The 26124-nt window shown below is 41.6% G+C and carries 30 protein-coding genes and 1 pseudogene; 8 read left to right on the top strand and 23 right to left on the bottom strand.

Annotation, left to right across the window (positions count from 1 at the left end; translation table 11 throughout):
* The first annotated feature begins 157 nt into the window (after positions 1 to 157).
* Positions 158 to 358 carry a hypothetical protein gene (locus tag NOS7524_RS04010; RefSeq protein ID WP_015137190.1) on the top strand — a complete coding sequence of 67 codons (201 nt, stop codon included), beginning with the start codon at positions 158 to 160 and terminating at the stop codon, positions 356 to 358.
* A 90-nt stretch (positions 359 to 448) separates the two neighbouring features.
* Here NOS7524_RS04010 and NOS7524_RS04005 read toward each other — a convergent pair whose 3' ends face one another.
* Positions 449 to 727: a type II toxin-antitoxin system RelE/ParE family toxin gene (locus NOS7524_RS04005; protein ID WP_015137189.1), complete on the bottom strand. Its 279-nt coding sequence runs from the start codon at positions 725 to 727 to the stop codon at positions 449 to 451.
* Positions 717 to 959 carry a CopG family ribbon-helix-helix protein gene (locus tag NOS7524_RS04000; protein WP_015137188.1) on the bottom strand — a complete coding sequence of 81 codons (243 nt, stop codon included), beginning with the start codon at positions 957 to 959 and terminating at the stop codon, positions 717 to 719. The genes NOS7524_RS04005 and NOS7524_RS04000 overlap by 11 nt, the downstream gene beginning before the upstream one ends.
* A 201-nt stretch (positions 960 to 1160) precedes the next feature.
* On the opposite strand from NOS7524_RS04000, the gene NOS7524_RS03995 reads away from it, so the two are divergent.
* Together NOS7524_RS03995 and NOS7524_RS03990 are read left to right on the top strand one after the other, a co-directional pair.
* The gene (locus tag NOS7524_RS03995; RefSeq protein WP_015137187.1) at positions 1161 to 1823 is read left to right on the top strand and encodes a Uma2 family endonuclease; all 663 of its coding nucleotides are present in this window, start codon (positions 1161 to 1163) and stop codon (positions 1821 to 1823) included.
* A 2-nt stretch (positions 1824 to 1825) separates the two neighbouring features.
* Positions 1826 to 2020, top strand: a complete 195-nt coding sequence (locus NOS7524_RS03990; RefSeq protein WP_015137186.1) for a DUF433 domain-containing protein — start codon at positions 1826 to 1828, stop codon at positions 2018 to 2020.
* Between the two features lie 6 nt (positions 2021 to 2026).
* Here the strand turns inward: NOS7524_RS03990 and NOS7524_RS03985 are convergent, their stop codons facing one another.
* The 4 genes from NOS7524_RS03985 to ndhD1 all read right to left on the bottom strand — a co-directional run bounded on the left by NOS7524_RS03985 (position 2027) and on the right by ndhD1 (position 5507).
* Positions 2027 to 2707, bottom strand: a complete 681-nt coding sequence (locus NOS7524_RS03985) for a hypothetical protein (protein ID WP_015137185.1) — start codon at positions 2705 to 2707, stop codon at positions 2027 to 2029.
* A 227-nt stretch (positions 2708 to 2934) separates the two neighbouring features.
* Positions 2935 to 3654 (bottom strand): Uma2 family endonuclease, encoded by a 720-nt coding sequence (locus NOS7524_RS03980; protein ID WP_015137184.1) that lies wholly within the window; start codon positions 3652 to 3654, stop codon positions 2935 to 2937.
* Complete coding sequence (locus tag NOS7524_RS30905) at positions 3596 to 3724, bottom strand: hypothetical protein (RefSeq protein WP_015137183.1); 129 nt, start codon at positions 3722 to 3724, stop codon at positions 3596 to 3598. The genes NOS7524_RS03980 and NOS7524_RS30905 overlap by 59 nt, the downstream gene beginning before the upstream one ends.
* A gap of 205 nt (positions 3725 to 3929) precedes the next feature.
* On the bottom strand, positions 3930 to 5507 hold the full coding sequence (gene ndhD1 / locus NOS7524_RS03975; RefSeq protein ID WP_015137182.1) for a photosynthetic/respiratory NAD(P)H-quinone oxidoreductase subunit D1: 1578 nt from the start codon (positions 5505 to 5507) through the stop codon (positions 3930 to 3932).
* Positions 5508 to 5874: 367 nt separating this feature from the next.
* On the opposite strand from ndhD1, the gene NOS7524_RS03970 reads away from it, so the two are divergent.
* Complete coding sequence (locus NOS7524_RS03970) at positions 5875 to 6132, top strand: hypothetical protein (RefSeq protein ID WP_015137181.1); 258 nt, start codon at positions 5875 to 5877, stop codon at positions 6130 to 6132.
* A gap of 81 nt (positions 6133 to 6213) precedes the next feature.
* Here the strand turns inward: NOS7524_RS03970 and NOS7524_RS03965 are convergent.
* From NOS7524_RS03965 to NOS7524_RS03940, 6 genes and pseudogenes are all read right to left on the bottom strand, one after another.
* Positions 6214 to 6565 (bottom strand): annotated as a pseudogene (locus tag NOS7524_RS03965) (DUF5615 family PIN-like protein).
* 20 nt (positions 6566 to 6585) lie between these two features.
* Positions 6586 to 6810: a DUF6887 family protein gene (locus NOS7524_RS03960; RefSeq protein WP_015137180.1), complete on the bottom strand. Its 225-nt coding sequence runs from the start codon at positions 6808 to 6810 to the stop codon at positions 6586 to 6588.
* Complete coding sequence (locus tag NOS7524_RS31135; protein WP_015137179.1) at positions 6810 to 6986, bottom strand: DUF6888 family protein; 177 nt, start codon at positions 6984 to 6986, stop codon at positions 6810 to 6812. The genes NOS7524_RS03960 and NOS7524_RS31135 overlap by 1 nt, the downstream gene beginning before the upstream one ends.
* Positions 6987 to 7238: 252 nt before the next feature.
* Positions 7239 to 9332 carry an NAD(P)H-quinone oxidoreductase subunit 5 gene (locus NOS7524_RS03955; protein WP_015137178.1) on the bottom strand — a complete coding sequence of 698 codons (2094 nt, stop codon included), beginning with the start codon at positions 9330 to 9332 and terminating at the stop codon, positions 7239 to 7241.
* 380 nt (positions 9333 to 9712) lie between these two features.
* Positions 9713 to 10099: a thioredoxin family protein gene (locus NOS7524_RS03945; RefSeq protein WP_015137177.1), complete on the bottom strand. Its 387-nt coding sequence runs from the start codon at positions 10097 to 10099 to the stop codon at positions 9713 to 9715.
* Between the two features lie 381 nt (positions 10100 to 10480).
* Positions 10481 to 11197, bottom strand: coding sequence for an NnrU family protein (locus NOS7524_RS03940; protein ID WP_015137176.1), 717 nt, complete (start codon positions 11195 to 11197; stop codon positions 10481 to 10483).
* Positions 11198 to 11409: 212 nt separating this feature from the next.
* On the opposite strand from NOS7524_RS03940, the gene NOS7524_RS03935 reads away from it, so the two are divergent.
* Entirely contained in the window at positions 11410 to 12423 is a 1014-nt protein-coding gene (locus tag NOS7524_RS03935) for a LysR family transcriptional regulator (RefSeq protein ID WP_015137175.1), read from the top strand.
* Positions 12424 to 13101: 678 nt separating this feature from the next.
* Here NOS7524_RS03935 and NOS7524_RS03930 read toward each other — a convergent pair.
* On the bottom strand, positions 13102 to 13860 hold the full coding sequence (locus NOS7524_RS03930) for a Crp/Fnr family transcriptional regulator (RefSeq protein WP_015137174.1): 759 nt from the start codon (positions 13858 to 13860) through the stop codon (positions 13102 to 13104).
* Positions 13861 to 14133: 273 nt separating this feature from the next.
* Here NOS7524_RS03930 and NOS7524_RS03925 point away from each other — a divergent pair, with 273 nt between their 5' ends.
* Positions 14134 to 15000, top strand: a complete 867-nt coding sequence (locus tag NOS7524_RS03925; RefSeq protein ID WP_015137173.1) for a DALR anticodon-binding domain-containing protein — start codon at positions 14134 to 14136, stop codon at positions 14998 to 15000.
* Between the two features lie 289 nt (positions 15001 to 15289).
* Here NOS7524_RS03925 and NOS7524_RS03920 read toward each other — a convergent pair whose 3' ends face one another.
* From NOS7524_RS03920 to NOS7524_RS03885, 8 genes are all read right to left on the bottom strand, one after another.
* Positions 15290 to 16120, bottom strand: coding sequence for a Cof-type HAD-IIB family hydrolase (locus NOS7524_RS03920; protein WP_015137172.1), 831 nt, complete (start codon positions 16118 to 16120; stop codon positions 15290 to 15292).
* Between the two features lie 120 nt (positions 16121 to 16240).
* Positions 16241 to 17005 carry an energy-coupling factor ABC transporter ATP-binding protein gene (locus tag NOS7524_RS03915; RefSeq protein ID WP_015137171.1) on the bottom strand — a complete coding sequence of 255 codons (765 nt, stop codon included), beginning with the start codon at positions 17003 to 17005 and terminating at the stop codon, positions 16241 to 16243.
* Positions 17006 to 17016: 11 nt separating this feature from the next.
* Complete coding sequence (locus tag NOS7524_RS03910; protein ID WP_015137170.1) at positions 17017 to 17676, bottom strand: energy-coupling factor transporter transmembrane component T family protein; 660 nt, start codon at positions 17674 to 17676, stop codon at positions 17017 to 17019.
* A gap of 86 nt (positions 17677 to 17762) precedes the next feature.
* Positions 17763 to 18683: an energy-coupling factor ABC transporter permease gene (locus NOS7524_RS03905; protein ID WP_015137169.1), complete on the bottom strand. Its 921-nt coding sequence runs from the start codon at positions 18681 to 18683 to the stop codon at positions 17763 to 17765.
* Between the two features lie 334 nt (positions 18684 to 19017).
* Positions 19018 to 19842: an energy-coupling factor ABC transporter ATP-binding protein gene (locus NOS7524_RS03900; RefSeq protein ID WP_015137168.1), complete on the bottom strand. Its 825-nt coding sequence runs from the start codon at positions 19840 to 19842 to the stop codon at positions 19018 to 19020.
* A 3-nt stretch (positions 19843 to 19845) separates the two neighbouring features.
* Positions 19846 to 20643 (bottom strand): cobalt ECF transporter T component CbiQ, encoded by a 798-nt coding sequence (cbiQ, locus tag NOS7524_RS03895; protein ID WP_015137167.1) that lies wholly within the window; start codon positions 20641 to 20643, stop codon positions 19846 to 19848.
* Entirely contained in the window at positions 20640 to 20942 is a 303-nt protein-coding gene (locus NOS7524_RS03890) for an energy-coupling factor ABC transporter substrate-binding protein (protein WP_015137166.1), read from the bottom strand. Before NOS7524_RS03890 ends, cbiQ begins: the two co-directional genes overlap by 4 nt.
* Positions 20929 to 21669, bottom strand: a complete 741-nt coding sequence (locus tag NOS7524_RS03885) for an energy-coupling factor ABC transporter permease (RefSeq protein WP_171815404.1) — start codon at positions 21667 to 21669, stop codon at positions 20929 to 20931. The genes NOS7524_RS03890 and NOS7524_RS03885 overlap by 14 nt, the downstream gene beginning before the upstream one ends.
* Positions 21670 to 22560: 891 nt before the next feature.
* Between NOS7524_RS03885 and NOS7524_RS03880 the strand changes: the two genes are divergently transcribed.
* Entirely contained in the window at positions 22561 to 22995 is a 435-nt protein-coding gene (locus NOS7524_RS03880; RefSeq protein WP_015137164.1) for a ferritin-like domain-containing protein, read from the top strand.
* 76 nt (positions 22996 to 23071) lie between these two features.
* Entirely contained in the window at positions 23072 to 24025 is a 954-nt protein-coding gene (locus NOS7524_RS03875) for an FTR1 family iron permease (protein WP_015137163.1), read from the top strand.
* A 125-nt stretch (positions 24026 to 24150) separates the two neighbouring features.
* Here NOS7524_RS03875 and NOS7524_RS03870 read toward each other — a convergent pair whose 3' ends face one another.
* Together NOS7524_RS03870 and NOS7524_RS03865 are read right to left on the bottom strand one after the other, a co-directional pair.
* Positions 24151 to 24540, bottom strand: coding sequence for a response regulator (locus NOS7524_RS03870; RefSeq protein ID WP_015137162.1), 390 nt, complete (start codon positions 24538 to 24540; stop codon positions 24151 to 24153).
* A gap of 13 nt (positions 24541 to 24553) precedes the next feature.
* The gene (locus NOS7524_RS03865; RefSeq protein WP_216087504.1) at positions 24554 to 26104 is read right to left on the bottom strand and encodes an ATP-binding protein; all 1551 of its coding nucleotides are present in this window, start codon (positions 26102 to 26104) and stop codon (positions 24554 to 24556) included.
* Positions 26105 to 26124 lie beyond the last annotated feature (20 nt).

Below are 26124 nucleotides of genomic sequence, written 5' to 3'. Positions count from 1 at the left end.
TTGTCCTGATCATACAGAATAAGTCATATTAGTAGCGATCGCCTAAGTTTGGTGTAAAGCGATGTCAGAGACAAGCCGCTTTGCGTCTACGCACTCATTAAAAATACACTTCAATACAGTTTAATGACTGTTAAAATAACGAGCAGGAGGTTAAATCATGTCTAATACTGCTCAGGAAATATACAACCAAGTGATTCGTGACTTACCACCAAATGAAAGACTACGCTTGGCAAACTTAATTCTTAATGATTTAGTGCAGAATAATTTAGCTATCATCGACGAAAGCGATACATGGACTGAGCAAGACCAAATCGACTTAACATTATTCTCTTTACAGTCTGAAAATAGCTTTTGCTGAATTAGATGAGCCTAATTCACACCCAGATATATGTAATCAATAGCGGGATTATACAATTTTCGTTAATGATGAGTATTTTTCAAGTTCGCTTCAATCTGGATAGCGTTTGGAAGTGTGGAGAACGCGAAGAATTTCCACAGACTCTAGTTTGACTCGGTAAATCAGAATGTATGGCGTATTAGCAATTACTAATTCTCTTGTACCTTCCACACGTCCTAGTCGTCCCATCAAGGGATAACTCTCCAATTGGTTTGCAGCACTTTGAATCCTCAATATGACTTCTCGCGCTGCTTGTGGATTGTCTTTGAGGATGTAATCATGTGCTTGTTTTAAATTACGCAGCGCGCGACGTAGCCATTTAATCTGCATTGGTAAGCATTGCAAAAGTTGCCATTACTTCCTCATCGCTGGCAAAGTCTCCTGCATCAGCTTCAGCAATTCCCTTGTGAATTTCTTCTATTTGCCATTGGTGCATCTCTAGATAAGCATCTATAGCTTCATTGAGTACATAAGAGCGATCGCGGTTTATACCTTTGGCAATTGCTTCCAGTGCCAGCTTTTTGTCACTCTCTATCCGAAATGTAATATTTTCTTTACTCATAACTGTTTTAGCTTAGATTATTTTCCATAATATTACTTTGCACTATTTTGCATTGCAATGCAATACATTGTTAACAATTCTCTTTGCAGTACGCATCTGCAAATTTTCCTGAAAGTAATGACAGTTAAAATAACAAACAGGAGGTTAAATCATACATAACACTGCTCAAGAGATATACAACTAAGTTATTTGTGACTTACCATGACTCAAGCCCTACGCAAGCTGACTACATTTGATGAGTTTGTTGCTAAATATCCAGATGAAACAGGGAAACGTTATGAACTCCATGATGGAGTAGTAGTTGAAATGCCACAACCAACAGGAGAACATGAAGAAGTAACTGGATTTTTAGCCTTTGAAATTACTAGAGAGTGTATCCGGTTAAATCTCCCCTATTTCATACCCAAGACAGCATTAGTCAAACCACCTGAAAATGAATCAGCTTACTCGCCGGATGTGCTGTTATTAAATCGACCCAATTTAACCAATGAACCTCTATGGAAAAAAGAATCTACTGTCATTCAAGGAATATCAATCCCACTAATTATTGAAGTTGTAAGTACGGCAGTTGCTACAAGCCGGGAAACCCGTCCAACGCACTGCCTCACAAATTGGCGTGATGATTATTTGAAAAAATACGCTGATTATGAAGTAATGGGGATTCCTGAATACTGGATTGTAGATTATGCAGGATTGGGAGGTAGAGAGTTTATAGGTAATCCTAAACAGCCTACTATTTTAGTTTGTTGTTTAGAAGAAGGTGAATATACTGTAAGAAAATTTAGAAGTGACAACCTTATTCAATCTGTAACCTTCCCTGATTTGAATTTAACTGCACAACAAATTTTTAATGCTAGCTTGTGATTATGGCTGTAAATTACCACAACATTATTACCATTGAACCAGGAAAAAGAGGCGGTAAACCTTGTATTCGGGGAATGCGAATAACTGTGTATGATGTGTTATCTTATCTTGCTTCTGGGATGACATACGAGGAAATACTTGATGATTTTCCTTATTTAACGCAAGAAGATATTTTAGCTTGTATTAGCTATAACTAATGCAAGTTAACTATGGGTTAGTTGTAGCTTGAGATAATCGATAAAATCGAGCATTTCTGTTTCAGAAAGATGATAGCGCGATCGCTTGCCATATTTTTGCTGTAAATACTCTCTTCCCTGTTGTGATGTCCAATTTAATTGTGATAAATACGTATCCGTTTGAGCTATGAACCCTGCACGGTTTTCAGATAATGTCAGCTCTTGATGAGAATTTTGAATATTGTTAATTTTACAACTAACTTTTAGCCCTAAAGCTTGCCAATCTATTTCTTTATGTCCATCCCAACTAACACCAACAGCACGATAAGTTACAGGATTATAGATTGTACAAAATACTATAGTTTTATCACCAGGGCTAACAGCAATTGTCAGAGGCTGAGATAACTGTTCGTATGTTAAAGCATCAAGAGAAAGCAATAAACTTTTAGAAAAATAAGATTCACTACCTGAGCGAACCACATAAGGTTTATCTGCCAAAATATGTAAATCTGTTTTCTCTGCTTCCCCGTGTGATGTCTCAACTTTTTTATTTACTTCAATACCTGTAATTAACCCTGTCAAAGCTCGATCATAAATAGGAATTTGTTTAGTATCATCCGACAGCATATACCAGCAATAATCATTTTCTTTGCTGACAAAAACATATTGAGGTTTGGGGATAGAACCGAACCCTAATTGAACATCCATAAAACTTTGCCTAAATAGACTAAGCAGACACCCAACCTTGATAAATTACATCATCAATTGCCGAATATCCTAATATAGATATAATTCCCCAACCACCAAACTAACTAACATTCAAAAATCACCCTCTGCGTTAACCTCCGCGCTGCTTTGCGTTAAAAAAAACCTCACTCCCAGACAGAAAGCGAGGTCAAACATCAATAATTACGCGATCGCATCCAAAGGTTATGTCACACTATAGTTTCTGGCTCATAACCTAACGCCTTTAACCTTTCTTCCAACTTTTGTACCCTTTCCTCTGCATCTAAACGACCCTGTGCTTCAATACTGGCTCGTTCTTCCGCTTCCATAATCCGTTCTTCTGGTGTCAGTAATCTGCGTTTTTGTTCGTCATACCAGTACAGCCATTCCCTGGCTATCCCTTGATAAAGTCCTCGTTCTCTACCAATTCCTAAACCAATTTCTGGCAACCAAATTGGATTTCCTGTCATGAGGAAATATTCCCCATCTTCTAGGCGATAAACTTCCAAAGGCGGCTTTTTGCGACGGAAAGTATTGTACACAACGTAGTACAATACTCCCATTTCAGCATAGATATCTTTTTTGGTACTGTATTCTCCTAAATGTTTAGGAGATGCTACTTCTATTGCTAAGATTGGCGGGTTTTCTTCTTCCCAGAGGACATAACTAAGACGCAAATCGCCATCTATAAAACGTTTGACTCCGACACTGAGAAAACCATCAGGGACGATCGCGGGTTTTTTTGGGTCATAATAAATACCCATGTCTACACCAAAGTACCAATCCCATCGGTCTGACCAAACTAAAGCCAAAGTAGCTTTCAGTAAACTAGGAATTAAATCTTGTATTTCATTATCCACAGGTGTATCCTCAGAGTTCGGTAGTTCTTCTGAAGATGGTAAACAGTGTAACAAGTTGTAGTTTAACATGAGAGGTTTTCTCTGGTTCTAGTTCTAGATAGAGAAATTTGCCACGATAGTATTGATCTAATGTGTGCATTTTGGTAACTAGCGATCGCTTCGATGAACATCGAAATTTTGGTAACTATTACCAATGGCATCTAAACTATAACTCGCTATGGTCTTTTAAGTAAGGGGATTGGGGATTGGGAGTAGGGAAGAAAAACTTTCACCCAATGCCCAAAAAAAGAGCAGGTATCAAACCTACTCTCAGACAATCTTCTCTTGCAGCTATCAATTTCCAATTAATTACCAATTGCTGGTGCATTGAAGGACACTTTTGCTGCTTCTGGTTTTTCCTGTGCCAAGGTGGGTACAGAATCTCTCAACCTAGCTGTCATTTGTACAGTTGTAGAGTCGTACATTTGAGTGAGTAACTTGGGATAGAAACCAATTCCAATAATTGGTACTAACAAACAAGCAACGATGAAGACTTCACGGGGTTCAGCGTCAATCAACGCCTGGTGAGAAACTAATTCTTCGTTTTCTTGTCCGTAGAAAATTTCCCGCAACATCGACAGCAGATAAATAGGTGTTAAAATCACACCCACTGCCATTAAAAATACCACAATCACTTTGAATGTAGGGCTATAAGCATCGCTGGTAGCAAAGCCAACAAATACCATTAACTCCGCTACGAAACCACTCATTCCTGGCAGTGCTAAGGAAGCCATTGAACAAGCGGTAAACATGGCGAAAATCTTCTGCATCCGCTTACCAACACCACCCATTTCATCCAACATGAGGGTGTGTGTCCGGTCATAAGTCGCACCGACAAGGAAGAACAAACTCGCCCCGATTAAGCCGTGGGATACCATTTGTAACACTGCCCCGCTCAAGCCTAAATCGGTAAAGGAGGCAAACCCGATGACGACAAACCCCATGTGCGAAATAGACGAGTAAGCAATTTTGCGTTTGAGGTTGCGCTGGGCAAAGGATGTTAAGGCAGCATAGATGATATTAACTACCCCCAGAATTACCAGAACTGGGGCAAAGTAGGCATGGGCATCGGGTAGTATCCCGGCATTCATCCGAATCAGGGCATAACCACCCATTTTTAACAAAATCCCAGCCAGCAACATATGTACAGGGGCTGTAGCTTCACCGTGGGCATCTGGTAGCCAGGTATGTAGGGGAATGATAGGCAACTTAACGGCGTAAGCAATCAGCAAGCCACCATACAGTAACAATTGGAAATTCAGGGCGTAATCTTTGAGAGCGAGCGATCGCATATCAAAGGTGACATTATCGCCATAAAAGGCCATTGTCAACGCTGCCACCAAAATAAACAGCGAACCGCCTGCGGTGTACAAAATGAACTTTGTCGCTGCATATTGCCGCTTTTTACCACCCCAAATCGCCAATAGCAGGTAAACCGGAATTAACTCCAACTCCCACACCAGGAAAAATAGCAGCATATCCTGGACGGCGAACACGGCAATCTGACCCCCATACATCGCCAATAGTAAAAAGTAAAATAACCTGGGCTTGAGGGTCACAGGCCAAGCTGCTAAAGTCGCTAAGGTGGTGATGAATCCAGTCAAAATAATCAGGGGCATAGATAAGCCATCTGCCCCTACTGACCAATTCAAATCTAGTTGTGGAACCCAAGGGTAACTCTCCACCATCTGCAAATCGGGATTGGAGAAGTCATACCCGGTATAAAAAGCGTAAACAATCAGTGCAAAATCTATCAGCCCCACAATCAGGGAGTACCAGCGCACTGTTTTACCGTCTTTATCTGGGATAATCGGGATCAGTAGCGACGCAGCGATCGGTAATAAGATAATCGTCGTCAGCCACGGAAAATTAGCTGTATTCATTACAATTCGTCTGCTATCAAAATCATGGTTGCCAAAAAGCCACTAGTTATTAACTAACAGCTTTTTGACGATTTGGCATTTATTGTTAGTTTGATTTAATCAAATTGGCAATCCCTATTTTGTGATTGCGAGTCTCTTTTCACTTGATGGGTTACTGAATATCGGCTGGGGGGTATGATGCGCGATCGCGGTAATTTAATTTCTGATGTGTCCTCAAGTCAAAAATTTTTCCTCAAAAAGCCTTTAGACTAAAATTCTAGGGATGCAATAGCGTAGCGCAACCCAGGCATTACTAGAATAGACCATACTGTTTGGTGGTTATCGAAAACAGCAATTTGTTGCAAAAGCTTGACAGGAGCAACACCCTATGGTTAATTCCAAAATTGCCAGTCAGATTCGTTATGTCACCAACGTAGATGGAGAAACCACAGATGTACTTGTCCCTATAGAACTGTGGCAACATCTCATGAGTTCCGTCAATTCTGATAACGTCAGTGGTTTAGCTTGGATTGATGAACAAGAGCCAAAAGCACAAATATTAGCCGAGCTACAAGAATCTGTGCGACAAGCAGCAGCAGGACAAACTTTCCCAGTATCAGAACTTTGGGACGATATAAAACCCTGAATTTATGGCAGAAGTTCGGTTTACAACTCCCTTCAAGCGTCGTATCAAAACTCTGGCTAAACGCTATCGCCAAATTCAAATCTATGGGATGAACAAACGACTTACGCCCCGATAATTCTCAAGATAAAGTGCAATCTCAATCAAGCGGTCAATACATTGTTCTCGATATTCCCGTTCAACAATCCGATTAATATTTGCAATGGTAACTACAGGCAATGAAGTTGGTAAACATTCTTCTCGAAGAACTTGCTCTAAGGAATCTTCACCCTTCATACTACGGTTAGCTGTTAGCAAAATCATTTGATTCTCTTGAGCAAATCGCCAAACTATCCTATCGCGTGCTATCTATTGGCAATTCCACTTCATTAAAGGAAACAAAACGAATAGCTAAATCTTCCAGCCAGCCTTCAGAAGAAATACTCCCGAAGAGCATGATTGATTGACCATTCACTGTTAAACTTCCGCCTCACCATGATCATCTGCTGCTTGCATTTGTTGTAAAACAGCTGCATGAATCTTACTATCAAAGTCAGGATCATCTACAGTTGTAATAACGTTGCGTGGACGATCGCCGAGTCTATCTAAATAAGCTCGAAGAGCTGCCTTATCCTCACGATGTCTGAGAAAGTGTTGTCTTAACTCTTGATCTGACATAGCAGCATAGTTGACTTGACTCATCAGAACACCTCTCCATTTGGCGTAATCTGGAACTCTAGATTTTCAGTATTTCCAGCCAAAACATACAGATTATTTGTGCGCTCATCAATACAGACAAGATGTATAGGCTGAAACAGAATATACGTTAGCCAATAAGTAAAACGATATAAACCTCTTAGTTGAGCATCAGTAGGCATTTAAGTCGCTCACTCCACACGCTTTTGATTCTAGCATTTGCCTTCTAGAACACTAGAATCAATTCTGTATAAGTAGTTGCATAAAATTAAATTCATTCGTGGAGAGAGGGAACAGGTTACAGAAAAACAATATGTGTAATTAATTCTGTTTAGGTACTTAGTTAAATTTACTGAACTAGCAACCAAAAAAAGGAGTCTAAATTAAGACTCGGAAAAAACTTAGGGGCAGACAGCAGCCCACCCCTATGTAAATCAAGTAACACCAAAGAAAATTACTAAGCCCAACACTGCCCCAAACACAATCAGGGCATAAAATTGAACACGTCCGTTTTCCAGGTATTTCAAACCTTCACCACTAACTAAAGTGAAAAAGCCAGTGAGGTTAACAGCACCATCCACAACGCGGAAGTCTACTTCCATGACTTGTCTAGCTAGGCGACGTAAACCCAGGACAAACACACGGTGGTAAATGTCATCGAAGTACCACTTGTTCAGGGATAGTTCATAGAGTGGTTTGATTTTAGCAGCGATCGCAGCTGGATCAATCACACGCTGCAAGTACATCAAAGAAGCCAAGGTAATCCCAATTAAGGAAACACCGACTGAACCACCCGCCATGATGTAAAACTCATGGGGATCAAACTCGGCAGCTTTTTCTAGAATTTCCGTGAGGCTTTCTGTGGGAGAAAAAATGAACCGTTCAAAGTAATTGTTGTAGGGTGTACCTACTAAACCAATCAACATTGAAGGGATAGCCAACACTAGCAATGGTAAGGCCATCGTCCAGGGAGACTCATGGGGAGAATCGCTGTGATGACCGTGGGAACCATGATGATCCTCTGTGGCTGCCAATTCTCCTTTTTTCATTGCCCCAGGGCCAAAATTTGGTGCTGGTTGTTCTGCACCTAATTCTAGAACAATTGTAGAGGCAGCTTTTTTGAGCTTGTCTTTGATTTTCTCGTCATTACCCCGGAATTTGCCTTCAAATGTCGAGAAATACATTCTAAACATATAAAAAGCTGTGATTCCGGCAGTCATCCAGCCAATAAACCATAACAGGGGGTTAGCGGCATAGGCTGCACCCAAAATTTCGTCTTTTGACCAGAAGCCAGCAAAGGGAGGAATCCCAGAAATTGCCAAACAACCAATCAAAAAGGTCAGTCCGGTCACGGGCATATACTTCCGCAGTCCACCCATTAAGCGCATATCCTGGGCCAAGGCTGGGTCATGACCAACAACGGCTTCCATGCCGTGAATTACGGAACCAGAACCCAAAAACAGCATCGCCTTGAAATAGGCGTGGGTCATCAGGTGGAATAAACCCGCACTATAAGCACCTACTCCCATAGCCATGACCATGTAGCCTAGCTGGGAGATGGTGGAGTAAGCCAAGCCCTTTTTGATGTCGTTTTGGGTAATCGCAATGGTAGCACCCAAAAACGCCGTAAATGCCCCCGTAAAGGCAATCACGTTCATTGCAGCTGGGACGTGTTCAAATACGGGGTACATCCGGGCAACTAGGAACACGCCTGCTGCTACCATTGTGGCCGCGTGGATTAAGGCAGAAATGGGAGTGGGGCCTTCCATCGCGTCTGGTAGCCAGACGTGCAGGGGAAATTGAGCAGACTTGGCAACTGGGCCGAGGAAAACTAAAATCGCAAATACAACAGCCAAGAAATTGCTCACCGAGCCTGATTCTACTAGCTGTGCTAGGCGATCGCCCATGACATCGAACTCGAAACTGCCTGTAGCCCAAAATAGCCCCAGAATGCCGAGGAGTAAACCGAAGTCACCAACGCGGTTGGTCACAAATGCCTTTTGACAAGCATCTGCGGCTGCCTTGCGATCGTACCAAAAGCCGACCAGCAAGTAGGAACACATCCCGACCAGTTCCCAAAATATGTAAATCTGCACAAGGTTGGGGCTAACAACTAGACCCAACATGGATGAGCCAAACAAGCTGAGATAGGCGTAAAACCTCACGTAGCCTGGGTCATGAGCCATGTAGCCATCGGTATACACCATGACTAGGAATGCTACTGTAGTCACAATCACCAGCATTAAAGCTGTGAGATTGTCGATGGTATAGCCCATACTCAGGTGGAAATTGCCTGCTGCTGCCCATTCCAGGGTGCGGAGATAGGTTGCGTGTCCTTGGAGTTGACTCCAAAGTAAGGCCAACGACAGTCCCATTGCTGCGCCCATCAGGGAAATGATCAACACAGCGTTTAGCTGTCGCAGGCGGTTTGTCGTCTGGTTTAACGAAATTAAGCCTAGACCAACTAGCATTGCCCCCAAAAGTGGCAATACCGGAATCAGCCAGGCGTATTGATAGATTACTTCCATCACTGAGGCGTACTTTTAGGATTCTTGACTAACTTTGGACTTTACTGTACAGTCATCGCTGCCAGCAAATGTCCAGGTCGGAACTGTTAACAATTGTGACACACACCCTAGATGATAAAATACCCCACTCAATCACATTTGGGTGGGGTAATTAAGCATGGTTTTAGATTTAGGGACTAGGAACTGGGAATTAGGGGTAATGGGTACGGGCAAATCGGGACTGCCAATTAAAAAAATATCCCATTGCTTTGAGAGCAAGGAAGCAGGGAGCAGGAAGCAGGGGGAGAGAAATTTGTTTTGATTCCAGAGATTAGATAATTTCTGTTTTGGAGTTCCCATAAGCATGACCTAATCCCTGATCACTAATGCCCAATCCTCAATCATGCTAAATGATATTCCAGGTCTGCTGTTTTGGAGCTGTTGTAAGCTGGGGAACGATGACTATAACTGAGTTTAATTTCTTCTAAAGCTAGACGTAAGTCATCTCTACCTCGAAAACCTTCTAAACGATGCCGAATCATGCCATTTTCAATCAAAATTAAAGTTGGCAGTGACTTTAGGCGATAAGTGTTGGAAAGTTTAAAATTTTCATCGGCGTTAATCCCCACTAATTTAATTTGCTCACCGCATTGAGCTTGAAATTGCAGGAGCAAAGGGTGGATAATCCGACATAAACCACACCAAGGTGCTTCAAAATTAACTAAAACCGGAATCGGAGATTCTAAAACTTCTTGAGTAAATGTCCGCTCACTAACCGACAACACCATGACGCCTCTAGAATTATAGGGTTTTATTATCAAACTAGCTATCAGCAGAAGAAGTTAGCAAGCTAGTCAACGCCTTATAGCAGCTATATTTCAAAATTGCTTTTGGCTGTGACAAAAAAGCCAGAACGATTGTAATGGTGGCTTTTTGGCTTTTCAAGTCCTGGCACGCTCTCTTGGAGAGGATATTTTAAATGCTGTGCCGTATACTCTCCCACAGAAGCAAATGCTCAGTGACCTACCACTATAAACAAGATTAAAACGAATGAGCGTACCCCCACTAACAGCTGTTTCCATTCATCCTACATTGATTTGGTAGCAATTGATAAGTAGGAAATTTCACTAAGTTGGTATTTTTTTTGGATATTGGGGATCATGATAAACCTACCAACTTACTTTGCTAGTTGCTACCAGCAAAAAGGGATGCGCCCACCAAAGCAGGGCGACAAAAATACCTACACCTAGGTAAGCAGGACGAATAAATTCCCGCCAGTTAAGCGACTGGCGACCATCGATAATTGCTACAAACGGAATAATAGAAGTGCGTTGTTTTACTATTTCAAAGGCTTCCCCATAACGATAACTCAGACGGCGATCGCCATGCCACACTCCAAATAAATGATGCAAAACTAAGCCAATGGATGTCACTAGGGTAAAGCTAGTACCCAACCACAATGTATGGGCAAGGCACCAAATTATTTGCCCCACCATTTGGGGGTGACGGGTTATACGGATAATCCCTGTCTCATACAAATGTACTTGGGGCTTTTGAATAGCAGCAATTTCTAGTAGATTGAAGGTGGCAGGATACAAAAATAAAAATGAAATCGCTGATAACACCCAAACGATCGCTTTCACTCCTGGTACACCCTGTACCTGCCAAAGTTGCAAGCCATCATAACGGTGATTAAAAAAGTAAATAATGACAATCACAGCCAAAGGTAAACTAATTAATGCAAACACAATGCGATAAAGCCTTGGACCAATGACCTTCTCCGCCCAAGGTCGCAAAGCCGCTCCCCCACTGTGAGCGATCGCAAATGTTAACAGTAACCCCAACATGACAAAGTGACTCGGAGTTAACCAAGTATTAAGCATCATAAACACAGGTGAAGTTATTTAAAGAAACGTTAAGTATATACAACCAATACCACAAAGTATTCCACAGGGGACTTTGATCAAAATGTTGTGGTACTGTCTTTTTCGAGTTAAGCCTTCAAGTGTAAAATGCAACCAATCATGCCCAGCTTGCTAGCTGTGATGCTGGATTGGTTGCCAAAGTTGCTCCTTTCAAAGTTTGTGGGTTGAGCCTTATGTCTGACCTTCCTTTCACTTTAGATCAGTTACGCATTCTCAAAGCGATCGCCGTAGAAGGGAGCTTCAAGCGCGCCGCTGATAGTCTTTATGTCTCCCAACCTGCCGTCAGCTTGCAAGTGCAGAATTTAGAACGGCAGTTGGATGTACCCTTATTCGACCGTGGCGGACGACGCGCACAATTAACCGAAGCAGGGCATCTACTATTGAGTTACGGTGAAAAAATCCTTAGTTTGTGTCAAGAAACTTGCCGCGCGATTGAGGATTTACAAAATCTCCAGGGTGGCACTTTAATTGTGGGTGCTTCTCAAACTACCGGGACATATCTCTTACCTAAAATGATTGGGATGTTTCGTCAAAAATATCCCGATGTCGCTGTGCAACTGCACGTCCACTCGACCCGACGTACTGCTTGGAGTGTTGCTAATGGTCAGGTAGATTTGGCCATTATTGGCGGTGAAATCCCTGGGGAACTGGCAGAATCTTTGGAAATCATTCCCTACGCTGAAGATGAACTGGCGTTGATTCTACCCATCTTTCATCCCTTTGCCAAACTAGAAACCATCCAAAAAGAAGACCTATATAAATTACAATTCATTGCTTTAGATTCACAATCCACAATTCGCAAAGTCATTGATCAGGTGCTAGCACGCTGTGAGCTTGATACTAGGCGTTTTAAAATAGAAATGGAACTCAATTCCATCGAAGCAATTAAAAATGCTGTGCAATCAGGTTTGGGTGCAGCCTTTGTTTCCACTAGCGCGATCGCCAAAGAATTGCAGATGGGTGTACTCCACTGCACCCCCATTGAAGGTGTTGTTGTTAAGCGGACACTATGGCTAATCTGTAATCCTAATCGCTATCGTTCCAAAGCAGCCGAAGCTTTTAGTCAAGAAATATTGCCCCAGTTTGCTACGCCTGACTGGAATCAGGATGTGTTGAAATTGACACAGAAAAAATTAGTGGTCAGCGCACTAGATGCAGTGTTACCGAATTCTGCTGAAGAGGATTAGTCAATAAGTCAATGGTCAATAGTCAATAATCACTATTGACTATTGACTAAGTAACTCTAATATGGCGACAAATATATCTTCAGTATTCAAACCTCATACTGTTATAGGACTTACGCAATCGGCACATTCAGAGGGTGCGTCAGATGCCAAGAATCTTTTGAGAATAGCGAAAAACTCTAATCTGACGCACCCTACAAGATAGGTTGAGTGTGACACCTGCGTAAGTCCTGTGTTATTAAAAAATCTTTATTAATTTAGTGATAAGTTTTACTTTGCACTTTAGACCATTGACTATGGACGATGGTCTATTAATCAAAGGCGGTTTCTCAATGTTCAATCTAGCCCTTGCCGTTGGGGCGAACGCAGGGCTATAACCTGTTCCATACCAAGAACGATTCGTCCTCCCTAATTGCCTTGATCAATGGAACAAATTGAACATTGAGGCCTTTTCACTAGAAATCTGCCCGATTGCATAATCTGTTTGTGGTGGTCAAACAGATTTTTTTAAACTTAGCAGTAAGCGAGTGTTGCTGGCGCTGACTTACTGCTGACTGAATCGGGGGCAGGAACTGATTACCTAAGTTTGACCATCACAACTCACCGACATCTGTTTGCTATTGCTGATAGCCAGAGCGGCAGTTCCCAACCGTAGATGCCCATAAGACAGTCAATAATACTTTAGCTGGCTCTATTAATCGACTCTGCTGGCAAGCAAATCAGATTATCCCCTTGGGTAAGAATTAAGCCGCGTTGACGTAACTTGCCCATTAAGCGGGTGACGGTTACACGGGTGGAACCAATCGCACTACCGATTTGGGCATGGGTAAGGGGGAAAGGCAAACAATAGCCACGAATCACATCGGGGTCGGTTTCGCTCATGGCAGGCTCTCCGTATTCCTCAATTAGCAAAGTGAGGAATCCTAAGAGTCGGTCAATGGTGCGCCGTTGCCCCAAGGCACTCAGCCACAAAAGTTTACGCTGGTGCTGGTATCTGAAGGCATCCATAACTTCCCGACGGAAGTGAGGCCAGTTATCTAAATCATGCCAGTACATCCATAGCACTGCTGTTTGGTCAACATGAGCGTATGCTTGCAGGGTGAATGGCGACTGAGCCACGATTTCAAATGGCTGTCCTGCTCCTACAAAACCCAAGAAAGCTTCTTCTGGAGTTCTGTTGATGCGTCGAGATGTTAACTGGCTCGCAGTAGCACTAACCTGGGCGGTTCCTACCATGCGGATCGCACCCCTTTGCACCAAGTACAGCAAACCAGGCCGGGCTGGAATGCGTTCATCTTTGCTAAAGGTGCGGCAGCGATAGTGTTCTTGAGCCCAGTCAAGAATGCGTTGCCAAGTTAGAAAAGGGCGTGATGCCTCAGAAAAGGAGGATGGAGATTGCATAGGTAACAAAGAGCGTTCGGCTGAAGACAAAGACGACATAAAAAAAGTGCAAGGAGTGTCTTTGTGTTTTTTGAAGTAGGCTTAACGCCTAACAGCGCCAGCCATCCAAAAAGTAGAGAGCAATTTGCGCCCTACTATTTTGTTATACTTCTTACTGTACAATGATGGTAGTAAAGTTTACATATTATTCATCGAATATTTATCAAATTTTATGCTAATCTCATTTTTCTCCTTACAGAAGAATATTATATCTTCAGAGAGATGACAGATATGCCAGTAATTTCCGCGACAGTGCTTTTAACGAAAAGCTAAGTGTACGACAATCGATTAATAAGTAAAAATACTGCTATTAAGCAGTTAGTATACGGTTATTTACTAACTGCTCTAGATGCTTACGATCAGTGTAGGGAAAAGCTACATCTACAAAATAGAAAGATACCTCTACATAGAGCTAGAGACAGTGAGCGGGTTCTGTATATTTCAGGTTTAGCTTTGCAGCTAGCAAAATCTCATAATCAAGATGCTTTAGAGATAGGTAGAGCCATTGTTAACCACCTATCGGATACCTGTGGTGAAACCTTGAATGTGCAGATTGTGCCTCCAGGTTGGATTCATTTAGAAGTCAGTCACTTTTTTTTAGCTACTTGGTTACAAAATTTGGTTGTAAAAAAAATTTACATCTCAACGCCACTGGAAAATGAGAAAAGTCGTGAAAAACTTCACAATCCATCTCGCTTATTTGCAATTCAATATGCTCATGCGCGTTGCTATTCGCTAATTTTGCTGGCTCACCGTGAGGGGTTGATTCAACTCCACACACCCAGCGATCAATATCAACTAGGAAGTTTGGCGACAACAGCATCCATACCTTGGCTCAATAGTGATGCTAAACTTCGTCTCAATCATCCAGCTGAGAGTCGTTTGATTGCGGAATTAGTCAAAACCGTAGATGAATTAGAGTTTCCTGATCATGGGGATAGGATCAACTGGGAAAAAGTAGGACTAGATTTGAGTCAAGCTTTTGAGGATTTTTGGTGTCAGTGTCGCATTTGGGGTGCAGTCAAAACGGCTTTACCAGAACTAACCCAAGCAAGATTGGGATTGTTGATGATCACGCAGTCAGTTTTGAGATTTTTGCTAGTCAACAAATTAGGAGCGATCGCACCTTGGGAGCTATAACTTTCGATACAGCTAATTTTATAACTCCAGTCGGAAGTGAAATCTTGTTACTGTGTTTTGCTAACTCTAGATTCCGCTCCTGCAATCACACCCGCACAATTGGGTTTTCCTACTTTGTGTCAATGATCAGTGTTGTTTCTGAGCAAGAAAAGAAAAACTTTTATAACTAGGTATTGACTCAATGATTGACCTCGGTTATATTAGCAGGTGTGTGAGGAGCGAACCAGCAAGGACACCGAGACGAAACACGGCCAGTCGTCGGTGTTCTTTCTGATTTTAGTGAGTCTTCTTAAGACAGTAGAAATTTTTCAATCGCAGTAGCTACTCCATCTACCTCTACACTAGGAGCTACCCAATTAGCGATCGCCTGCACATCCTCCGGTGCATTTCCCATGGCCACACCAATACCGGCATATTGCAGCATTTCTAAATCATTGAAGTTATCGCCAATAGTCATGACATTGTGACTTTTTAACCCCAAGATTTCTTCTGCGAGGTAACGTACAGCATTACCTTTGTTAACAACGGCATTGGTAGCTTCAAAGAAAGTGGCGACGGAGGTTGTCATATACAGTTCAGCCGGAGTGTACTGGCGGCGTAAATTGCCTAGTAAATCTGTGATCACAGTGGTATCGTCACAGAGGGCTAAAATCTTGGTAGGTTCATTAGAGAGAGTTTGGCGCAAATCTCCTACAGCAATGGGAGTAATCCCAGAACGGGCGGCATAGGCTTGAGTTTCTGGGGTGACTTCCCGGACATACAGCTGATCATTGATGTAGAAATGAACAGAGAGCAGCGATCGCAGCGTTGGCTGTTCAAAATAGTCTAGTAGCTGCTCGGCAACATCTCTAGATACAGGTAGATGTTGATGAATTGTTTGGCTAGTGGGATCTTGAATCCAAGCCCCCTGATAGGCCATAAGCGGCAGAGTAGAATTTAACTCTTGGTGAAAGCGTAACGCCGAGCGATACATTCTACCAGTGGCGATCGCGACTGGTATACCTTTAGCTTGGACTGCGGCGATCGCTTCCTTGACAGCCTGACTAACAGTATTTGACTCTCCTGAAATAGTGCCGTCTATATCGACAACTAGCAATTTAATCTCTTGGGCGTTAACCATAAATTCCCCAGATTTCAACTCTTAGTTAAGAGGGTATCAGGCTCTTGTAGCCTGTGGGGAGTAGTAGGAGTGGCTTTAATGGTGAACAGGGACTGTCTGTGGCAGTTACAGTCATAACACTTACCAACCTATGGGTAAACCTAATTGTTCTAAAGTTTCCCCGTCTTGTAACAGTGGTTGAATTTCACTGTCGATGGCGATGCTACCACCAGATAGTACCAAAGCTCTATGAGTTACTTTACCTAACCAATGTAATTCATGGGAAGCAATTAATATGACTTGCACTGGTAGATTTAATAATACTTGCGCCAAGTGTCGCCGCCATGCGGGATCTAATCCTGTTGTTGGCTCATCTAAAATCAAAATTGTTGGCTCTAGTGCCAAAATTGCAGCGAGGGCTGCTAGTCGTCTTTGTCCCCCGGATAGTTCGTGGGCGGAACGGTTGGCGTAGGCTGCTAGACCAAAATCTGCTAATAATTGGTGGGCGCGATCGCTAGCTATGGCTGTTGGTACACCGTAATTGCGTGGACCAAAGGTAATATCTTCTAAGATAGTGGGCATAAATAATTGGTCGTTGGCATCTTGAAAGCCAAAGCCGATGTATCGCCGGACTTGGGGTAAGGTTTTGGCTTCTAAAGGGATATGATTAATCCATATTTTGCCTGAATGCGGCTGTTTTAAGCCAATGAGGTTTTCTAATAAGGTGCTTTTACCAGAACCAGTTGCACCCATCAATGCCACGCGATCGCCTGCATTTAAAGTAAAAGAAATATTTTGTAATACAGGTTCTTGGTGCGGATAGGCATACACTAAGTTTTTTACCTCCACTATGCCAGCGTGGGGATTATGGGTGAAAGGTTGGGGGTGAGAAGTCAAAGATTTCAAAATTCACAACTCTATATCACGACTGTACTGTGCCAATAGGAACTGAGGGTAAAACAAATAGCAAAAGCCCAAGCCATCAGCAAAATAAAACGTTCTTTGGCTTGGAATGTCGAATTTATGGGTAATTGCCCGTTGTAACCCCGAAGGATCATGGCACCATAGACTCGTTCTGCCCTTTCCAAACTGCGGATATACAAAGTGCCAATCATGGCTGCACTGGCATAGCGCAACCAGCCAGATGCGCCATTGAGTCCTCTGAGTTGGGCGCTACGCTGCATCCGTTTGACTTCCGCTAGTAATATTTCTAGGTATTGTCCAGCCAGAAGTAAATTTTCCTTTAAAGCGTTGGGTACAGGTAAACTCTTGAGGGCGATACCGAAACTGTGGGGGGGTAGTGTTAATAAAAAACTATTCATGGTGATGAGACAGACAAGAGAACGAACTAAAAGAAAACTGGCTCGTTCCCATCCCAAGGGTAAGGCGACTAGAGATAAGAAAATTAATTCTGTGCCTAGTAGTCCTCCCATTTGACGGATTGGTGGGCGTAAAACTGCTAACCAAATGAGAGCGATCGCACCATACACACCCAGCCAATACCAAGCATGATGCTTTAATAAGGCTGTTCCAACAACAATCACCAGAGATAGATGCAAGCGTAACGGTAAAGCCATACGCAATTCAAAATTCAAAATTAAGATGTATCAGATTTAGTCTTTCCCTGTCACCTGTCACCTGTCACCTGTCACCTATCCCCTAATTAAGCATTCTTCGGACTCACTATTTTGGCTATCCCAAAGGCAACAACAAAGCAAACTGCCGCACCTAACAGCCCAGCGATACTTGTACCAATTACACCCAACCCTTCAATTCCGTAGTCTGCTAAGGGTGTTGGTACAGCTACCCTGACTTGTTCAGCTAAGTCGATAAAGCCTAAGTCTTCTGCTACCTTTTCTAAGCCATCAGGCCAAGCTGAGGCAACCAGTGATAGTAAACCAGCCACTAAGACAATGCTAACGACAGGTACTACCCAGCCGCGCATCTCTTCCTGTTCCCCTGGTAGTAAATCTGGACGTGCTTTGGCTAAATATGTCAACACGCCGCCAGTAATTATCCCTTCACCCACACCAATCAAGATATGAACACCAGCCATCGCTGGTAAAACGGCTATAGATGCGGTTCCAGACAGCAGTAATTCAATAGCACAAGCTATAGCTGCTACGACGACACTCACACCAGCCGCAATTCCAGCTGCTAATGGTAAGCGTTCTTTAGAACCGCCAAGTAACCTTTGCAAAGTTTGAGTTAATATCCAGGCTACCCAAACGCCAATCACTGCCATGTTTAAGATATTGGCTCCCAAGGCAGTGATCCCACCATCGGCAAACAACACAGCTTGGATAATTAAGACTGTGGCGATGCAAAGCATCCCCGCCCAAGGGCTACCCAAGACAATTGCTGCTAAAGCTCCTCCTAGCAAATGTCCACTTGTACCCCCCGCCACAGGGAAATTAATCATCTGAGCCGCAAAAATAAAGGCAGTAGTTAAGCCTAGTATAGGGGCGCGACGGACACCAAATGCTGCTTGCGATCGCTCACAGGCAAAAAACAATGCTACAAAACTCGCTAAACCAGTAGCACCAGCCACTGGTACAGAAACAAATCCATCAGGTATGTGCATAATATGCCCTGTATCGAAAGTATGAGGTCACACAATTTTAATTGTGCAAATTCAGGCATCAAACTAATAAAAAACAATATTTTTCACTTTTTTTCAATGCCCTATTGGGGGATTTTAGCCTGTTACTTAGGGAAGATAGACAATAAAATACACATCAAATAATGTAGTTATTTAGCAAGTTATTAATTTTTATTTATTTTGCCAACATAATAATTGTAAATTGCAGAAATTATCAACTTCTGAAAATATTGGGTTCAGTTTTTTTAACCACAGAGACACTAAGAAACAGAGGAAAAGATGTGAATCATTTTTTATCTGTATATGAACCCAACAACTACAGCAACATATTTAATATTTTTTGACGAAACTGATCTAGAACTAACTCTTCTGGAATTCTTCCTTCAGAAAATAATATGTCATATATGAGTGGTAAGCCTAACTGTAGCTGTTCGAGAATATCCCTTTGGGCAAATAAATCTTGTGGTTGTCCTTCTAAAACTAATTTGCCTTCATCCATGACAAAAATCCAGTCTGCCCAACTATAAACAAAGTCTAAATCATGGGTGGCCATGAGTATCGTTGTACCGGATGTATGAATTTTTTTTAGAATAGCGATGAAATTACGAGTTTGTGGTCTATCTAGATACGCTGTTGGTTCATCTAGTAGGAGTAATTCTGGCTTTAACACCATGACATCAGCTAGGGAAACGCGCTTTTTCTGACCTAAACTCAAGTGATGTACTGGTTTTTCAGCCAATTCAGTCAGTTCAAATTCTATTAAAGCCTGCTCAACTCGTTGTTGAATCTCGGTCTTTGGTAATCCTAAATTACACAGGCCATAGGAAATATCTTCTTCTACAGTAGAGGCTACTAATTGTTGTTCGGGATTTTGAAATATTAGCCCAATTTTTTGGCGCAACTTCATGAGAGAATGACGCTCATATTGTAAAGGCTGACCTTGCCAAGATATGACACCTTTTTGGGGTTTATATAGACCGTTAGCTAATAGAAATAGTGTAGTTTTGCCGCAACCGTTTTTACCAATTAAGGCACATTTCTTTCCTGATGGAATTCGCAGCGTGATTCCATTTAAAGCTGCTTTTTGTGTACCAGGATAACTATAATGTACCTGTTGAAATTCTAGTAATGATTGCTGCATTTTTTATAAAAAAGCAATTCTAAATTCTAATTCTAACAATATTAAACATCCCATAATGGCTTCTAGGGCGTAACGCTTTGATAGATGATAACGAGAAGAATGCCACACTTGAAATTCTCCGTTAAACCCCCGTGATTCTAGGCTTAGGGAAACTTGGCGATATTTTTCTATGGTGCGCTGAAATAATTGTCCAATTAATAAAGATAAACTTTTTATGCTTAGGCTAAATGTACGGTAGCCACTGCGAGATTGCTGGGCAATCCATAATTCTGAGGCGGTATTTAATAAAACAAAAATAAACCGATACATTAATAATAATAAATCTGTGAGCAGTGCTGGTAAACCTACTCTTCTTAAAGTTTGTAATAAGTCAGTAAATGGAATAGTTAACATGACAAAATACAGGCAGGAAATAGAAGCGATCGCCCGCGTTAAAATTCGCCATCCTTGCTCAATTCCGTGGCTACTAATATAAATATAATTTGAACCAAGCTTCAATCCTAGGATGGTATCATTTTGCGCTAAACTGATCTGAGAAGTATCTATACCATTAATTACTAACGCTGGTAAACTGGTTAACCAGAAAATTATCGGAATATAGACTAACCTCAGATAAGTTTTTGCTGGGATACCTGCATAAAATATTGTCCAAATACTAATCCAAATAGCAATCAAGATTTGCACTGGGGGATGAGCAAAGGCTGTGATAATGAGTAAGGCGATCGCAAACAGCAATTTTTGTGTTGGTGCTAATCGCCGCAATTTATTTGTATAAGCTAGTGTGTCTATTTGCAGGGTCATTCCTTATTCCTTTGTTGCTGAGAACGCCCCTTATATAAACCAATTGCGTAACCAATAATTCCCGCACCTACAGCAGCTTGTGAGCTAAACAATAAGCTTTCCACTTCCCCGCTAGGCGGTTCAAATAATGGTTTAAACCAAGGTTGATATCCTGGTTTAATTTCACCAATTGCTGCTTCTGCTTCGCCATCTGCACCTGCAAATTCCGCCCCCCGGACAAATATTAAAGGTGTAACTGCTAAGGCGATGACTGCTAATATCAAAAACCAGTTGCTCATTCCTTGTTTAGATTGATTCATTGCTTTGAGGTTCCCGTTGAATTAATTGCAATAGTTCTAGTTCTTGAGGAGTGTAGGATTGTAGCCAGTTCCATACCAAGACAGTCAATAATCCCTCACTAATAGCTAAGGGAACTTGGGTAATCGCAAAAATCCCGGCAAACTTGACGAACGAAGCCATCACACCACCCACAGGTGCAGGAAAAGCTACAGCGAGTTGGATAGAGGTAATAATGTAGGTGAGCAAATTTGCTAGTGCGGCGGCTAAGAAAATGGCGATTTTTTGCTTACCAGTGAGCCGCATTGTTAGATGATATATCCAGTAAGCCGCAAACGTCCCGGCGATCGCCATCGAAAAAGCATTTGCTCCCAGTGTAGTTAAGCCACCATGCGCCAACAGCAACGCTTGAAATAATAGTACCAACGTCCCCAATACCGACATTGCTAAAGGGCCGAACAGAATCGCACCTAACCCTGTTCCTGTGGGGTGGGAACAGCTACCTGTAACTGAGGGTAACTTCAGAGCCGATAAAACAAAACTAAAGGCTCCTGCCAACGCTAGCAGTAATTTGAGTTCTGGATTAGCTTTGGTGATGCGAGTTAGCGATCGCACCCCCAAAATTAAAAACGGTAAAGCCACCACCCACCAAAAAGTTGCCCATCCTGCGGGTAAGTAACCCTCCATGATGTGCATTGCATAAGCTGGTGCAGATGCACTCATAACTACATAAAAACTCAAAGCTCCCATCAAGATGAGCGAGGCGCGTTTTGACGTGAGAACCATTCTCAGCACACTTTATACCTCAAAAATTGTAGTTCAAGGAATTAGTTTAAACCAGCATATCTCTTAGTCAACAATTTCCCACTAAAAATTAAAAATTCCAGACAATTCCTCATTTCATGAATAAGAATTCAACTAAAATAACTGCATTAAAGCTTACCAAGGGTATTTGATGCTGATATGTCTGAATACTCTTGTTTACCTTACTAGCACTATAGAGAAAGTGAAAGCATAAAATTAGGTCTAAAACAGTTATAAATACCATCATTAATTAATACTGTAAACTAAATATATTCACGTAATTTAGTTCATTGATAAAATATTCTGCTGATAACGATTTCAGGACTTATGCAACTGGCACAATGCGCTCGCCAATAGATAGTACATGAGTATTATTTAAATCTAATTCCGAAAGCCTTGTATTCGTAATAGAAGCCGGTGTATTGGAGGCACAGCATGAAAGATTCATGAGAAAATAGGTAGAGATTGTATTAGATCAATGTTGCTTACGGTAATGAGATTTACTAAGCTTGATTACTGCCAATACTTATAGGACTTACGCAACTGGCATATTCATAGGGTGCGTCAGATTAGAGTTTTTCGCGATTCTCAAAAGATTCTTGGCATCTGACGCACCCTACAAGATAGGTTGAGTGTGACACCTGCGTAAGTCCTGGATTAATTTAGCCCCCAAGCACAAAAATAGTGTCCAAGATAGTATTGTCAAGTACCATAAGTAACAAACTAAGGAGTTTAAAATGAGTAAGCAGTGAGGTGATTTTGAAAAGTTACAACTAGACTTTTAACACGATAACTCCTTACTCATAAATTTCCCTTCGTAATTGTAATTAACGACTAATGCAAGAGCTTGATCAAAAAAAGACCATCGACCTATTAAACGCCATCATGGAATTTGAACTTGCAGGAGTAGTGCGCTACACACACTATTCCCTGATGGTGACTGGCCCTAACCGCCTGCCCATTGTAGCTTTTTTCAAAGCCCAAGCCAGTGAATCTTTACTTCATGCTCAACAAGCAGGTGAAATTCTCACAGGTTTAGATGGACATCCCACCCTGAGAATTGCACCAATGGAAGAAACTTACAAGCATTCTGTCAAAGATATCTTGGAAGAAAGCTTAAATCACGAAAGAAAAGCATTAGAAATGTATAAAACCCTGCTCGATACTGTTGCCGATGCTAGTATTTATTTGGAAGAATTTGCCCGTACCATGATTGGGCAAGAAGAACTACATAACCTCGAACTGAAAAAAATGTTACGCGATTTTAGCTGATAGTTAATAGTCCATAGTCAATAGTCAAAAACTATGGACTAATGACTAATGATCCATGACTAATGACTAAATAACAATGAACTTTAGCACTGCTCTACCTACTTTTGTGATTACACTCCGCGAAGGAGTTGAAGCTGCTTTGGTGGTGGGGATTGTGTTGGCACTTTTGAAAAAAGCTAAACAATCCCGCCTGAATATTTGGGTATATGCTGGTATCGGCGTGGGGATTGTCGTCAGCGCGCTGATTGGTGTACTTTTCAGTTGGTTAATTAAAGCCATAGGAGCAGCTAATCCACAATACACCTCTGTAGTTGAGCCAATGCTAGAAGGTGTGTTTAGTGTGTTAGCGATCGCTATGCTCAGTTGGATGCTAATCTGGATGACAAAGCAAGCCAGATTCATGAAAGCGCAAGTTGAAGGAGCAGTGACAGACGCACTCAAACAAAACTCTCATGCTGCTTGGGGAGTTTTTAGTTTAATTTTGGTTGCTGTTGTGCGTGAAGGCTTTGAAACAGTCCTGTTTATCGCGGCCAATTTTCAACAGGGACTAATCCCGACAATTGGCGCTCTTGCAGGTTTAGCAACAGCCGCAGCCATAGGTGTACTCTTATTTAAATTAGGTGTCAAAATCAATATCCGCCAGTTCTTCCAAGTAATGGGTGTGTTACTGGTGTTGATTGTCGCCGGATTAGTAGTTTCTGCTTTAAAACATTTTGACGATGCTGTAGCTAATCTGGCTCTGAGCAGTCGCGCTTCCGAAAGTCTGTGTGTTTATTACGCACACTTTACCAAAATCCATTCTTGTATTTTGGGGCCAATGGTTTGGAATACTGACAAAATATTACCTGATCAAGATTTTCCTGGTATTATTCTCAAATCTTTATTTGGCTACAGAGAACATCTCTACCTTGTACAAGCAGTAGGATATATTATATTTTTACTGACTGTTGGCGGTTTGTATTTCCGCAGCTTAACCGATGGTTTAACCAAATCTATTCAAAATCACCCTATTGATCAAAAACTCAGTTAGTTCTGCCAAAGATTTAAATCCCCAAAACCAGATCATTTGCAAAAAATTTGTAGAGACGCGATTAATCGCGTCTTCAAAAACCAATCTTTAACACTAATAACCTGAAGACAGTTTCACTTTACAGTCTAATTTAAAGCTGTGTTAATCACTTGTTGCAACTCTTCTTCAGCCCAAGGTTTACGGATGCAGGCATAAAGATTGGCTTGCTGTCTGGCACGCTCAATTGCTGCTTCGTCAGCTTGTCCAGTCAGCATGACGGTAATCACGTCAGGGAAGCGTTCGTGAACTTGAGTTAAGAACTCATCTCCTCTGACATTTGGCATCAGCCAATCAGAGACAATAATCAGAATTTTGATTTCCTCCTCTTCTAATTCATCAATTACAATCCAGGCTTCCTCAGCACTTTGGGCAACCTCATAGACATATTGATTGCCAAATAATCGTTTTAATTGTTCTTTGAGAGCTTTTAAAATTGAAGCTTCATCATCAACACAGAGAATAGCTGCATCAGACATAGTTAAATTTCCTCTAAACAGATTCTATCGGCAACCAAACACTAAATTGAGTATGCCCTGGTTGGCTCTCTACTTTTATATGTCCTTGGTGTTTGTCAATAATTTTTTTGCAAATGTGCAGCCCTAGTCCACTTCCCTCGCCAGCTGGTTTAGTGGTAAAAAAGGCATCAAAGATTTTTTGCTGTACTTCTGGAGGAATGCCAGAACCAGTATCCGTAATGCTGACATTAATGCCTTGTTCCTGGGTTTGGGTGGCAATAGTCAATGTTCCCCCTGATTCCATCGCCTGAATTGCGTTGAAAATCAGGTTAGTCCAAACTTGAACCAGTTCGTCAGAGTAAACCCAAATGTCGGGCAGATTGTGATAATCTCGAACCACATCAATATTGCGTTTGAGTTGATTTTGATAAATTGCGATCGTGGTTTCTATTCCTTCCGTCACTTGCATTAACTGTTTCTTGCCACTGTGATCAAAATGCGAATAGCTTTTGAGGGCAAAAACAATCTTGGAAGAGCGATCAACAGCGTTGAGAATCATTTGATTGTTACTAAAGCAGCAAGTAAGGTTATAGGCAAACTGCACCGCCCATTCACCATGATCACCTTTTAAGATAGGTAACAAAAACTCTAGCTCTTCACCGATACCCATGTCTATTAATAGATCAGCAATATATCTGGCATCTTTAACGCCATGTTCCTGAAGATAAGCAGTAATTTTACGTTTCAACGAACGGCTTTCTTGAGAAGAAACTGATACTTGGTTTTTGAGTGCCTGAGTAATCAATTGAAAAAAGCTTTTTTGTTCTTCAACATTCAATCGCTGATGTAACGAGGGAAGTTCAACAAGGGCTTCTTGTAGTGCTTGCCCAGTATTGCTAGCTGATGCTTTGATAATGCCCAAAGGATTATTGATTTCATGTGCTACCCCAGCAATAAGTTGCCCCAAGGCTGCCATTTTTTCTTGTTGAATCAATTGATTTTGCGTTTGCTGGAGTTCTTGCAAAGCTGCTTCCAAATCTTGGTTTTTATACCACAAGCTTTTGCTAAAATTACGGTACAAAGTGCCAATAATTACTGCTGATAAGATTAAAGACAAGGTAGTGCCAATATCTGCTAGTTTTCTAGTCTGTTCTTTCTCCTTTACATACACTTTTTCTAGGTTTGCTACTTCAGCATACAAATCATCATAGATTTCATCAATGGAATCTGCATCAATTTCTATTGCTTCTTTGGTTCTTCCTTGGGCAATTAGTTCTAGCGCACTGTCAATTTTTGATTTATATACTTTATATAAATCAAAAATATTTTTCAGATTATTTTTTTGATTAATTCGTCGCAAATCATTAAGTATCGCATCGGTACTTTGCTGATTTTCCGCAAGTTCTTCAGTTAAATCTTCATCAATTTTACCTTTAGAAATACCTTCCCATTCCAAAGCATTGAGTCGGCTGACTTGCTCTTTTACCTGAGTTAAGAGCAGCCTAGTATTATTACTGACTTCTGCCATCTGGTTAAGTTTATAGATAGCAGCAGAACTGGCGATCGCAACTGTAATCGCAGTCAACAATATGAACCATGTTGATA

Origin of the sequence: Nostoc sp. PCC 7524, assembly GCF_000316645.1 — a bacterium.
In the GTDB taxonomy this organism is placed as follows: Bacteria; Cyanobacteriota; Cyanobacteriia; order Cyanobacteriales; family Nostocaceae; genus Trichormus.
Note: the sequence above shows the minus strand (reverse complement) of the source record. Positions and strands in the feature narration are given on the sequence as shown.